The 12,710-nt window shown below is 40.6% G+C and carries 9 protein-coding genes; 2 read left to right on the forward strand and 7 right to left on the reverse strand.

The window, feature by feature from the left end:
• Window positions 1–234 precede the first annotated feature (234 nt).
• From AN389_RS15135 to AN389_RS15145, 3 genes are all read right to left on the reverse strand, one after another.
• The gene (locus AN389_RS15135; protein ID WP_055020168.1) at window positions 235–1,734 is read right to left on the reverse strand and encodes a DUF2235 domain-containing protein; all 1,500 of its coding nucleotides are present in this window, start codon (window positions 1,732–1,734) and stop codon (window positions 235–237) included.
• A gap of 111 nt (window positions 1,735–1,845) precedes the next feature.
• On the reverse strand, window positions 1,846–3,936 hold the full coding sequence (locus tag AN389_RS15140) for a hypothetical protein (RefSeq protein ID WP_055020169.1): 2,091 nt from the start codon (window positions 3,934–3,936) through the stop codon (window positions 1,846–1,848).
• Window positions 3,937–4,072: 136 nt separating this feature from the next.
• The gene (locus AN389_RS15145; RefSeq protein ID WP_055020170.1) at window positions 4,073–5,377 is read right to left on the reverse strand and encodes an NAD(P)/FAD-dependent oxidoreductase; all 1,305 of its coding nucleotides are present in this window, start codon (window positions 5,375–5,377) and stop codon (window positions 4,073–4,075) included.
• Window positions 5,378–5,879: 502 nt separating this feature from the next.
• On the opposite strand from AN389_RS15145, the gene AN389_RS15150 reads away from it, so the two are divergent.
• Window positions 5,880–7,808, forward strand: coding sequence for an ATP-dependent DNA helicase RecQ (locus AN389_RS15150; RefSeq protein ID WP_055020171.1), 1,929 nt, complete (start codon window positions 5,880–5,882; stop codon window positions 7,806–7,808).
• A 71-nt stretch (window positions 7,809–7,879) separates the two neighbouring features.
• Window positions 7,880–8,188, forward strand: coding sequence for a YkgJ family cysteine cluster protein (locus AN389_RS15155; protein WP_055020172.1), 309 nt, complete (start codon window positions 7,880–7,882; stop codon window positions 8,186–8,188).
• Window positions 8,189–8,412: 224 nt separating this feature from the next.
• Here the strand turns inward: AN389_RS15155 and AN389_RS15165 are convergent, their stop codons facing one another.
• The 4 genes from AN389_RS15165 to AN389_RS15180 form a co-directional block, all read right to left on the reverse strand.
• Entirely contained in the window at window positions 8,413–10,035 is a 1,623-nt protein-coding gene (locus AN389_RS15165; RefSeq protein WP_055018288.1) for a methyl-accepting chemotaxis protein, read from the reverse strand.
• A 212-nt stretch (window positions 10,036–10,247) separates the two neighbouring features.
• On the reverse strand, window positions 10,248–10,865 hold the full coding sequence (locus AN389_RS15170) for a glutathione S-transferase family protein (protein ID WP_055020174.1): 618 nt from the start codon (window positions 10,863–10,865) through the stop codon (window positions 10,248–10,250).
• Window positions 10,866–10,913: 48 nt separating this feature from the next.
• Complete coding sequence (locus AN389_RS15175; RefSeq protein WP_055016115.1) at window positions 10,914–11,942, reverse strand: NADP-dependent oxidoreductase; 1,029 nt, start codon at window positions 11,940–11,942, stop codon at window positions 10,914–10,916.
• A 177-nt stretch (window positions 11,943–12,119) separates the two neighbouring features.
• Window positions 12,120–12,608, reverse strand: a complete 489-nt coding sequence (locus AN389_RS15180) for a GNAT family N-acetyltransferase (RefSeq protein WP_055020175.1) — start codon at window positions 12,606–12,608, stop codon at window positions 12,120–12,122.
• Window positions 12,609–12,710: the final 102 nt, after the last annotated feature.

A 12,710-nucleotide genomic window follows, 5' to 3' on the forward strand; every position in this document is an offset into this window, starting at 1 on the left:
AAATGAGAAGTGAAACTTGTAGACGTCGAGCTTGCTCACGTTAGAAGCGCAGCTTCTCATTAATTCCACCACCGAGTACACCGAGGCGCGTCGCGCTTCACAGAGAAAGCACCCTTATCGTTTAGTCACTTCTCCAGGTACTCTCCTTCGCTTCTCGGTGGTGAAACAATCACTTTATACCCCGGTTAAAGCGTTGCTTTTAAAACGCCAGCAAGCTGCGCTATTACAGCCCATTTAACTTATGCGGGTTACTTTTACTTTTATTCTCCCTGCATTAGCGCCGTAAAAGCGGCTTAAGTCGTTGGCAAAGGGACAAAACTCACCGGATTTAGCTACTTTTATGTCACTGCCACCAGCAATTTCAAACAGGTGTTCATCGTTTTGATTTATAGCACCTACTAAAGAAAACCATTGTGCGCGAGGAAGTCGTCTAAATGGTTCAAGTAATGCTATGGGGATTTCTTTTACACCTAATTGCACGTTATCGCGATGCCACCCACTGGCAGTACACTTTACGCCATCGTCGTACCAAAACTGGTTTGGATAAGGTGTAAAGCGATACGTAGCGCCTTGCTCAAGCATTAAACCGGTGGTGTTATATTGCTCTGAGGCAAATACCATTACATCTTGGCTTTGATTAATCCCAAGCACGCTCATATTTTGGTTAGCGAGTGCAATGTGGGGGCTTAACCCGACAAAGCTTAATGTTGTGCCGTCGTTATAACTCATTTTGTAATGATGTTTTTTAAGCGATTCTGGGCGATAACTGGTTAGTTTATTAATCCGTGTAGCCACGCTTTGGTGAACTAATGGCTCAAGGTTGCTTGCTTCGTTATTAATCAGTACACAACATTCCCTGTCGACCAATTTAAAAATGGAATTAAACCAAAAGTAATTTTGCTGATGGCTTAAAGCCAGAGGATCGGGCGTTACGGTTACATCGTCTTGGTCAACTAATTTACTGCCAGGCAATAAGGTTTCGTAGTCAATATCGTGGCTGGTTAATAAACTAATTTTAAGTGGTTGCTCAATTAACCATTCAAGCGCATAGCGCAGGCAAATATCAGCTAGGCCATCGCGGTAATAACCGCCGCCAATATCTGAATGCGCCCCTGCAAACCAAAGCTCGGTAATATTATTTTGATGGTTCATTAGGGTGGGTTCAAACGCACGGCGTTTTTCATCAAGTGCTACGCAGTGCAGTGCCTGCGAAATATTTTTGGCAATGGTGTGGTTTTCAAAAATAACATGCTGGGCACCGCGTGTTGCTTTACTCACTTTTGATAAACCAATTGAGGCCACGGTATCAAATACACATACGTAAACATTATCGCTAATTAAAGGCTCTAGGATTTTTGCAAAACGCCGTGCAAGTGCGCCGCCCCGGCTAAAACCGGTAAGTAAAAGGGTATCGCCTAGTTGGTAATGCGTTTTAAAATCACGCATGGCTTGATTTAAAATACTGGCAACATCGTCACCACGTGGCGCTAAAGTTTGGTTTAAAATACGTTTTAGGCGGCTTCCTTTGGTGCCAATACCTTGATAATAAAAACTAAGCTGGTTTGTAAATGGGGTGGTGGGGGAGTCATCGAGTTTGCCGCCTAATAATAAATGCAGCTTAAGAATATTAGAAATACTACTGTCTTCTTTAAAATGATCTGAACTAAATTGCTCTGCATCGCGAGGCTCGCCCCCGGTACCATCAAAATTAAAAATTAGCGTTTTACCCGTCATAGCCCTAATCCTTTAATTGTTTTAAATACTCTACACAGGCAATGTTAAATATTAAAGACATTAATTTAGCTATATAGCACGCTAAGGGCATTAGCGTGCTTAGCGGGTTATTTAGTGATTATCAAACATATAATGATTTAGCTCTGTGCCTTGGGCAGGCTTAAGCGCTGGTTTTAGCTGAATTAACTGCTGATAAACCTCAGGGTAAAACATTTCTAATCGTGCTACGCGGGCTAAGTGGTTTGGCTCAAACTCTTTAACTAGCTTTAGCGCTAAAGGAACTGTTTTGCTTAATTTCCCTTGGTTATAGCTTTGTTCTAGCGCTAGGTCGAGTATATCTACGCCCAGCTTTTTTGTATCAGAGGGTATTTTATTATCAATTAAAAATTGCACTATATCACTTGAGGCAAACATTGCTTGAAGGTATACGTCGCGGCCATACACGTCGGTAATCGAAAAATCAAAACCAGCGTGTTTTAGTTTTTGCCATTGACTAAGTGGAAGTTTGCTCAATCGTAGTAAATCACTCGGTGGCTTAGGTTCTACTCGGCTTTGCCAAAGAGTGATTAAATCATCAGGTTTTAACAGTAATAAAGAAAAAAGCGTATCCGTTTCGGCTTGAGTTAATACTGTACTAAGGCTGTACTCATACGCTTTTTGGTATTGCTCTTTAGATAATAGTTCGCTAAATGTGCTTTGGCTTCTACCGTATGAGTGCTGATTGTTTTGTGAAGCAAACCAGTAGTTAACTAATACAGAGTCTATTGCTTGCAAAACGGCTGGGGTGTTATCACCGTGTTCTTCATTTGCATTCCAAACTTGATTGTAAGCTTGCCTTGTATCAACCAACTGTTCGGCGGTTTTTAACTCTTTATGTAGATCATTACAATTGCTACTACGCGCTTGTAGCTCATTTTTTTGTTGTTCTAGGTCTATTAAATAAGTAGCTATGGCAGAATTATCGTTAGTTGTTACTTTAGGTAACTCTGCATTGCTTATTCTACCTATAGGGCTAAAGTAAGCGTATTGCGTAGGGTTGTCCTGCTTATTAATATAGGCACCTTGCTGGTAAATAAAGTCATTTACAAAAAATACCCCTTGGTTATTTAGGTCGTTATTCGCATTGCCGCTATGTGCCTTGTAACCACGCTTTTTAAGATAGTCCAAAAGCTGGGTGTGTTTAGTATCTAATGGGGCTAGGGTTAAGTTGCCGCTTTTTGGCAGGTTTACAATAGCTACGTCTAACCCTGTAAATAAACCAGGCTCGTTGGTTGGCGTAATCCCTTTTGCTTGTAGTGCTTCTACAAGGGGTAAATTAAATTTACTGACCGCAATATCAGCTAAGTTATATAAAACAGTGTTTTGTTCGTATAGCGGCATAGCATCTAGCGCGGGAACTTGCTGTAAAAGGGCAATAATATATTCATTAGGTATATCATTTTTTATAGCGGTAGCCACTTCATTCACTGTAAATTGGTTAGATGAAATAGCTTGCTCAAACTCTTTAAGCGAGAGTTTATTTGCGTTAAGTACGAATAATGTTGCTGGGGATATTACCTCACTGCCCTCAACTTTAATAAACGATTGCACATAAGTTGTAAATGTATCGGTGTTGCTTAATAAAGCGTAAAGCGTTTCTTTTTGTACATTTTCATCAACAGGCAAGCTAATAGTAAGCCCCGGTGGAGCCGTGCTACTGTTGCCTAAATCTTTGAGTAGTTTTTTTACTTTGTCGTTGGTGAGGTTTTTAATTGCTTCAATACCTTGCCAATTAGCTAACTCGTTTAAAGAGTGAGTAATGTTAAGTTGCTGCTTTTGCTCAGCAACAATGGCGTCTTTTAAAAGGGCAATGTATGTGCGCTGATTAAGCTTTGATAAAGTTGAATACTTTAAAAGCGTGGATACCGATGTCCCTTTTTTGAGTTCACTTACAAAAAATGAAACAAGCGACTGATTCAAGGTTTGTATTTTAGTACTTTGTTGTTGTGATTGATCTCTACACAGGCTAATTTGCTTTTTTAGTTTATTAACTACCTGTAGTGGTGAGTCCTCACTTGGCTTATTTTTATTAACTATACTGGGCTCAGTGGTGGTTGGTTCCACTTTTTCAGTGTGCTCAACATCTTCAAAATGAGGTTGAGTTTGGAAAAAATAAACAGCCAAGGCAGTGATTGTTACAATCCCAAAAAGTACTTTTTTCATTAGCGTCAATCCCTTGAATTCACAAATATATTTATCTACATGGTACTCTTTTAAATACGCATAAAGCAAAAAAGCTTTAAAAGATAATTTACATTACCTATTAAAGCTTTTTGACTATTTAGCTGGTGTATATGTACTAGTGCAATTTCATTTTAGGGCGTACAACACGCAGTACTTTTTCGCTTATCCATAATGCAAAGGTTTTTGCGCTGCCGTGTATGGCGCGCTGGTGCATACGATACAGCGATATATACATAAAACGGGCAATTTTACCTTCTATAAAAAAGGTATTGCTGGTTAAGTTACCCATTAAATTACCTACCGTACTGTAGCGCGATAAGTTAACGAGCGAGCCATGGTCGCTATATTTAAAGCCACACAAAGGCTGTTGTTTTAACGTGGCAATGAGGTTTTTTTCTACACACAGCGCCATTTGATGCGCCGATTGTGCGCGCGGTGGAACGAGCTTTCCGTCTTCTTGGGTAAAGGCGCAGCAATCACCAAGTACAAAAATGCTTTCATCTACAGTGCTTTGTAAAAACTCGTTAACCTTAATTTGGTTGCTACGGGTAAGCTCAAAAATACCTAAATCTTTAATAAAGTCAGGCGCTTTTACACCGGCAGCCCACACCATTATATCGGCGTCTATGTGTTCTTCGTCTTTTGTTATAAACCCTTGCTCGGTAGCTTCTTTAACCTGTGTTTGCTCTCGCACGTTTACACCTAGCTTTAATAATTCGCGTTTTGCACTATCGGCAATGCGCTCGGGTAGAGCGGGTAAAATACGCGGCCCCGCTTCAATTAGGTGTATATGTAAACGCTTAGACGACATATTTGTAAGGCCATAAAGCTTCAGTAGTTCAGACACATGGTAAAGCTCTGCTGATAGCTCAACGCCGGTTGCGCCGCCGCCAACAATGGCAATATTTAATGATTGCTGTTGGTTATCGTCTTGATGCAGGCGAGTAAAACTGTCGAGTAGAGAATGCTGAAAACGCTCAGCTTGCTGGTTTGAGTCTAAAAAGTAGCAATGATCTTTTATACCTGGGGTATTAAAGTCGTTACTTACACTGCCTATGGCAATAACAAGGTGATCGTAGCGTACGCTACGCTTTGGCAAAATAGTGTGGCCTAGTTCATCAAGATGCGGCGCGAGGGTAATGGTTTTGTTGCTTTGGTCTATGTCGCAAAATGTACCAAGCTGAAAATTATAATGATGTTTTGCAGCGTGGGCTGAATACACAACGCCATCTAAATCGGGGTCAATAGAGCCTGTCGCTACTTCGTGTAGTAACGGCTTCCATATGTGGGTACGGTTTTTATCGATTAAAAGAATTTCGGCTTGTTTTTTCTTCCCTAATTTATGCCCTAATTGTGTTGCTAGCTCTAGTCCGCCTGCGCCACCGCCAATAACGACGATTTTAGGTTTAGTTATATTCATAGCAATGCCCTTAAAAAATAATATACCCAAATAATCTGCTTATAACGCTTATAAAAAATCACTTGGGTATACAAAATTAGCTTGGCTGTTAGCACCATTGAGCATCTGCTGCGTATTTTGCGCCTAAATAAAACATATGTCAGCAATTGATAAGCTTATTTGTTGTATACTAAGGTCTAAATTGCCCTGATATGAAAAATTTAGCGCTTTACAGGGGCCTAACATAAAGGCGTTACTTTACAGAAAAGGCAGCTTGCTTTAGTAGGGTATAACGCTGGTATTAAATGCTTTTAAATCTTTTATTGTATTGATTTAAAGTAGGTTTTTCTGGTTTGTTGATTGTTGCAACAAAGCCGCTAATACTTGCAATTTATGGTTAATCCAAATTGCTTTTAATGCCAACAGACACTCTTATATTGAGATGCTTTGGGGTATATGCAAATATTTCATTTACGTTGCACTTTTGCTGTTAAAGCCTATTCCCTAGCCTAAAAGGATATTTATGACCACGCCATTAATTACATCACTTGAGCAGCATTTTGGTTTTAGCCAATTTAGGGCAGGGCAACAGCAAACTATTGAGCAGCTTTTAAATGGGCAGTCGTCACTGGCTATATTTCCTACGGGGTCGGGTAAGTCGTTGTGTTATCAGTTAACGGCTATGCATTTACCTAACTTAACTTTGGTGGTTTCGCCTTTACTTGCATTGATGAAAGATCAAATTAGCTTTTTAAATAGCAAAGGTATTTACGCGGCAAGCCTTGATTCGAGCCAAGACCAAATGCAAAGCAGCACTGTAATGAACGATGTGCGAAATGGTAAAATTAAAGTATTAATGGTGTCGGTTGAGCGTTTTAAAAACGAGCGTTTTAGAGAGTTTATAAGCCAAGTTGCGCTGTCTATGCTGGTGGTAGATGAGGCGCACTGTATATCGGAATGGGGCCATAACTTTAGACCCGACTACCTTAAACTACCGCGATACCGCGAAGAGCTAAATATTCCACTGGTACTATTACTTACCGCTACCGCCACTAAAAAAGTAAAACGCGATATGAGCGAGCGTTTTAATATTGCCCCAGAGTGTATTGTACAAACAGGCTTTTACCGCGCTAACCTTGATTTAAGCGTGCTAAGTGTAAAAACAGCTGATAAAAACACTGAGCTTACTAACATAGTGCGTGCGCAAAACGGCCCAGGTATTGTGTATGTAACGCTTCAGCAAAGTGCTGAGCAAGTAGCAAACACGTTAAGTGCGCAAGGTATACAGGCGGTTGCATATCATGCAGGGCTTGAAGATACGTTAAGGTGGCAAATTCAAGATGATTTTATGGCGGGTAAAATTAACGTTGTGGTGGCAACTATAGCCTTTGGTATGGGCGTTGATAAATCAGATATTCGCTTTGTTATTCATTACGATTTACCAAAATCAATTGAAAACTACAGCCAAGAAATTGGCCGAGCAGGGCGCGATGGCAACCCATCAAACTGCTACACCCTAGCTAATTTAGATGGCCTAAACACAGTAGAAAACTTTGTGTACGGCGACACCCCTGAGCTTAGCGGCATTGAATACGTAATTAACGATATTAAAGCCCAGCCGCAGCAATGGGAAATGCAAGAGTACAGCTTATCGAGCGAGAGTAATATTCGCCAACTAGCGCTTAAAACATTGCTGGTACAACTCGAGATGCAAGGCGCAATAACGCCGCAATATGCTTACTACGCCGATTTTAAATACAAGTTTTTGGTTGATAAAAACGAACTACTGAGCCAGTTTGACGAGCAGCGCCAAGCCTTTTTAACGCAAATATTTAGCCATACCGACTTTAAAAAAATATGGGGCACGCTTAATTTCGACACCCTTACACAAGCCGCGCAGGTTGACCGTAAACGCGTAGTGGCCGCGCTTGACTACCTAGCCGAAAAAAACCTAATAACCCTTGAAACCAAACGTATTACCCAAGTGTACAAAGTGCATAGTGAGGTGATAAATAACCCTGAGCTTGCAAAGCAATTACACAGCTATTTTAGTGAAAAAGAACAAGCCGAGATTAAACGTATAGCTGCATTGGTACGCTTTTTTGAGCTACAAAGTTGCTTAAGTTATAACTTAGCGCGTTATTTTGATGATAATAATGCCCCTGCGCAATGCGAGCATTGCAGTGTATGCCGTGGTAATGCGGTAAAGCTTGAGTATTCAATAGAGCCTGCTCACATTGCCGATGACGTTATTTATCAAAAAGTGGATGAGTTTTTAGCGCACATGGCAATAAAAGGCATTCACAGTGTAGGTATTGAAACTCAGTGCCGCTTTTTAGCGGGCATGAGTGTGCCATTATTTGCTCGTAATAAAGTACGCCAACTGAGCGGCTTTGCGCTTTGCGAGCAAATGCGCTACAGCGATATAAAAGCAAAACTACTAGCGCGCTAATTTATAGCTATTTAATGCAATTGGTATGAGTTCCTGTATCCTAGTGGCTTACTCTTTTTTATTAAGTCACTATGCCTAACACTGTTATTCCAAGTAAAACTATCTCCTCTGCACCTGAGCCTGTAACCTGCGCTAATTGCCAGGCATGTTGCTGCCAATTAGAAGTGCGCATAGTGACCGACACGGGCGTGCCTTTTCAATACATTGATTACGATAAGTGGGGCAGCGAAGTAATGAAACGAGGTGACGACGGTTGGTGCCAAGCACTCGACCGTAACACGCTAATGTGTACTATTTACGAAAACCGCCCGCTTACGTGCCGCGAGTTCGAAATGGCCTCAAACGAGTGTATTACTGAGCGCGAAATAGCGGGTATTTAATACCAATCCGTAATAATACTTAATCGTTTTCAGGGACTAAACGTGCCACTATCTGCGTTAAAAAATTCTCATTTAGAACAACTAAATAGCGATTTTTTTGCCTTGCTATCAACACGTTTATCCATCCTCAAAATAGATCACTTAATTATGTGGATTGGCATAATAAAAACATACGTGCAAATAATAAGGGGCTTGAAAGCCCCTTTGTTGTATGCGTTAAAAAATTACTTCACTTTAAAGTAACTAATGTATTGTTTTAATGTTGTTGAAAGGTCGGCTAGTGCAACGGCTTTTTGCGCATTGTTATTAAGCGATTGGCTGGTTTCTTGCGACATATTGGCAATTTCTTCAACGCCTGAACTAATTTGTGCAACGGTTGCTACTTGGTTTGATGTGGCTTCTACAATTTCAAGCACATTATTTAATGAGTCGTTGGCTTGTTGTTGTATTTGGTTAAGCAGCTCATTTGCCTCGTGGGTTAGAGTTAAGCCATTTTCTACCTGGGGTACGGTGGTTTCCATAGCGGTTACCGACGCTTGCGTGTTTTCTTGCACTTGTAAAATCATTTTTTCAATGTCGCCGGTCGCATCGCCTGTACGTTGGGCAAGCTGCCTTACTTCGTCGGCTACAACAGCAAAGCCTCGGCCAGATTCACCTGCACGTGCTGCTTCTATTGCTGCATTAAGCGCTAATAAATTAGTTTGATCAGAAATACTGCGGATCACACTTAATATATCGCCAATGTGTTTTACATGTTCTTGCAGCACATTCACTTGATGTACGGTGGCTTTAACCGTTACGGAAATTTGCTCAATTTCGGCTGCCACCTTTTGCACTGCAATACTGCCTTGCTGCGATAATTGCGCGGTTACCTTTGAGTTATCTTCAGTTTGTTTAACAGAGCCTGCAACTGCGTTTATACTGCGGCTCATGTCTTCTAAGCTACTTACTGCAGAGTTTGTGTAGGTAACCTGCGCATCGGCTGCGCTAAGTGCTTGTTGTGAGCCAGAGGCAACACTTGCCGAGTGCGTAGAGAGCTCATCAGATGAATTAATAATGCTATCTACAATAGTTTTTAATTTACTTTGCATAACGGCTACTGAGGCCATCATGCTATTTGGGCAGCACGAATCTACATTTGCAGTTAAATCGCCTTGTGAAATTAGCGCTATTACTTTAGCGGCTTCTTGTGGCTCACCACCTACAGAATCTCTTATACGCAAACTAATTACGTACGCCACGCTTGCACCAATTAAAATAGCAAACGCAGTAAGCGCAATCATCCATACTGCAAAGGAGCTAGCTACTTCGCGGGTTTCAACGGTTGTGGCCTGATTTGCTTGCTCTTGTAAATCTATAAACTGGTTTATAGTGTTTAACCAAAGCGTAAATGCAGGGCGGGCATCGGTTAATAAAATACGCGACGCCTCGTTTAAGTTCTCGCTATTTTTAGCATTAATAACCGCTTTAATATACGGCTGCGTTTGTTGTTCTATTTGGTTAATTTTAGTTATTAACGCGCGCTCTTCGCTGCTCATTTCACTCACTAAAGCACGCATAGCACGACTTGAGGTTTGATAAAATGCATCCAGCTCTTTTATATCAGTTAACACTGTATTTAATGTGCTTTGCTCGGTTATTAAAACTACATCTCTAAGTGCTATAGCACGGTCGTGTACGCTACCTCTAAAGTTAATTGCGTAACGCTGTTTTACCGAATTTACGTCGGTCATATGCGTTATGTTGCTATTAATAAGGCTTACCCGCGATATACCAATCACAGTCAAAATAAGCATCATAGCTAAAATAATGCCAAAGCCCGTTACTAGGCGCATGTTGATTGTCATAGTTATTTTCCAATTTAAACACTAACCAAAGGTGATTAATGAGGTATTTATAATATTATGCACCAAAAAAAGTGCATTTAAGCAATAATAGACCGGTAATTGTTAATTTATTTTACAAACTTTATCGGGAGGAGTGCATTGTTGGGAATCATTGAAGCAGACGTATTAAAAAAGGGGCTTAAAAGCCCCTTTGGTTTATCTGTGTTTTGTACTTAATCGTATTTAGCTTCTAGCTCATTAGCCGTATGAAACTTCTCGTGGCTTTGTAATTGCTCATCGTATTTTACAAGGTGTTTAAAGTGCGCAAGCTGGCCTGAGTTTTTAACTATTTCTACAATAAACGACATCATAATATCGGCACCAGTTAAGGTGTCGCCTACTAAGTAACGTTTACCTTGCAGTCGGTCGTTAAAGTAGCTAATTACTTTAACGGTTTCTGCGTCTGCGTAATTTTCTAAAAAGGTTGTTTTAGCGCCATCTTTTAAAACAAACATTTTAAGTAATAGCGGTAAAATAGCTGAGCTTTCAGCAAAGTGCAGCCATTGCTGATAATCTACATATTCAGCGGTGCCTGCCTTTGGCGCAAATTTTCCGTTACCGTACTTAGTAATTAGGTAATCGGTAATGGCGCCAGATTCGGTAACAATTAAACCATCGTCTTCAATAACAGGTGACTTACCTAATTGGTGTACTTTTTTAAGTTCGTCAGGGGCTAAAAAAGTTTCTGTGTTGCGTTGGTAGGCAACAATTTCGTAATCAACATCTAGCTCTTCTAAAAGCCAAATAATACGTTTAGAACGGGATTTATTTAAATGGTGTAGTTTTATCATGTCAGTCCTTGTTGGCGTTACTGCGTGTGCAGTAACGCTTTGTAAAATTTAAAGAGGCTCGTTAATTTTAACCACGGTTTTACCAAAGTTTTTACCACTAAGCATATCGTTAAATGCGCTTACAGTGTTCTCAATACCTTCTACCATGTGTTCGCGGTATTGTACTTTGCCTTCTTTAAGCCATTTTTGCATGTCTTGTGCAAATTCATCGTAGCGATGGCCGTAATCGTCAAAAATTATAAAGCCTTGCATTTTAATACGTTTAGTAAGCAATTGGCCCATTAGCATACCCATACGGTCAGGCCCATCAGGCAGGCTGGTAGAGTTATATTGTGATACTAAACCACATAGTGGAACACGGGCTGCGGTATTAAGTAGAGGCAATACGGCATCAAACACTTTGCCGCCCACATTTTCGTAATAAACATCTATGCCATTATCACAAGCTTTTTCTAGCTGATCTGCAAAGTCATCGGCTTTGTGATCAATACAAGCATCAAAGCCTAGCTTTTCAACTGCGTGGCTACATTTTTCGCTGCCACCAGCAACGCCTACCACTTTACAACCTTTAATTTTAGCTATTTGGCCAACGGTTGCACCAACCGGCCCTGTAGCGGCGGCTACTACAACAGTTTCACCTTCTTTAGGTGCGCCAATATCAAGTAAGCCCATGTAAGCGGTAAAGCCTGGCATACCTAAAATACCCAGTGCGTACGAAGGATTCTCTGGCTCTTTACCTAATTGCATTAAGCCTTCACCATTACTAATGGCGTAACTTTGCCAACCAGTGTAGGCAAGTACCCATTCACCTTCGCTAAATTTATCGTTTTTAGACTCTTCTACTTGGCACACGGTAGCGCCTACCATTACATCGCCTACATTGACCGGATCGGCATACGATTTAGCATCGCTCATGCGGCCACGCATATAAGGGTCAAGTGAAAGGTATATAGTACGTAATAGTACTTCGCCATCCTCAAGCGCTGGTAAATCTACTGATTTCAGTTCAAAGTTTTCATCGGTTGGGGCACCGTGCGGACGTGATGCTAAAGTAAGTTGACGACTAGTTGCAGACATAAAAATCTCCTTTTGGGTTAACCCACTTAACGAGTGTTTATGCGTTTAATAACCTAATTGGCATAAACAATAATGCGCGCTAAGCAGTATATGTATGTACAAATTTGTACCTTATAACAGGAGTTTTGGGCGGGGGGCTGGTAATTCAACCTTTACAGAGTATTTATTCTAAATGGTTTATTTTAGTTTGCTAAAAATATGGCTATCGTAAAATACACCATTTTTATAAATGGCTTGTTTAAGTATGGCCTCGGCTTCAAAGCCGCATTTAGTCAGTGCCTTTATAGAGCCGGTATTACCAGCAAATACAGCGCCAAAAATACGGTTTAGGTTTGAGTTTTTAAAGGCCTCATCGCAAATTTGTGTAATTGCGTGAGTTATTATTCCTTGCCCCCAAAAGTGATTATTAAGCCAATAGCCTATTTCGCCACTGCGGCTATATTCAAACTCTCCTGGCGTTATGCCAATGCATCCTGCAAATTGCTCATTTACAATAATTGCTTTAATAATCCCATTTTTAGCGCCTTGGTTTATCCACCAATCGGCATCGGCCTGCGTATACGGAAACGGAATTTTAGAGGATAGAAAACGCGTAACCTGTTCATCGTTTAAGGTTTTAATAATGTGTGGTGCGTCTTGTTGTTTAAAGTCTCTTAGGGTGATCATTGTTTTAATTAAGTGTGTGGTGTATACGGGGCAACTTAGCAAGCAATTAGAGATTGCACAATCACAAAGATTAACTGTTTACGCCTATAACTTTGTTTTAAA

Source organism: Pseudoalteromonas sp. P1-7a (genome assembly GCF_001401855.1).
Lineage (GTDB): Bacteria > Pseudomonadota > Gammaproteobacteria > Enterobacterales > Alteromonadaceae > Pseudoalteromonas.

What these genes read in the sequence shown, in the direction of transcription:
- AN389_RS15135 (WP_055020168.1), bottom strand. Translation starts at nt 1,734, where the DNA reads ATGACGGGTAAAACGCTAATTTTTAATTTTGATGGTACCGGGGGCGAG.
- AN389_RS15140 (WP_055020169.1), bottom strand. Translation starts at nt 3,936, where the DNA reads ATGAAAAAAGTACTTTTTGGGATTGTAACAATCACTGCCTTGGCTGTT.
- AN389_RS15145 (WP_055020170.1), bottom strand. Translation starts at nt 5,377, where the DNA reads ATGAATATAACTAAACCTAAAATCGTCGTTATTGGCGGTGGCGCAGGC.
- AN389_RS15150 (WP_055020171.1), top strand. Translation starts at nt 5,880, where the DNA reads ATGACCACGCCATTAATTACATCACTTGAGCAGCATTTTGGTTTTAGC.
- AN389_RS15155 (WP_055020172.1), top strand. Translation starts at nt 7,880, where the DNA reads ATGCCTAACACTGTTATTCCAAGTAAAACTATCTCCTCTGCACCTGAG.
- AN389_RS15165 (WP_055018288.1), bottom strand. Translation starts at nt 10,035, where the DNA reads ATGACAATCAACATGCGCCTAGTAACGGGCTTTGGCATTATTTTAGCT.
- AN389_RS15170 (WP_055020174.1), bottom strand. Translation starts at nt 10,865, where the DNA reads ATGATAAAACTACACCATTTAAATAAATCCCGTTCTAAACGTATTATT.
- AN389_RS15175 (WP_055016115.1), bottom strand. Translation starts at nt 11,942, where the DNA reads ATGTCTGCAACTAGTCGTCAACTTACTTTAGCATCACGTCCGCACGGT.
- AN389_RS15180 (WP_055020175.1), bottom strand. Translation starts at nt 12,608, where the DNA reads ATGATCACCCTAAGAGACTTTAAACAACAAGACGCACCACACATTATT.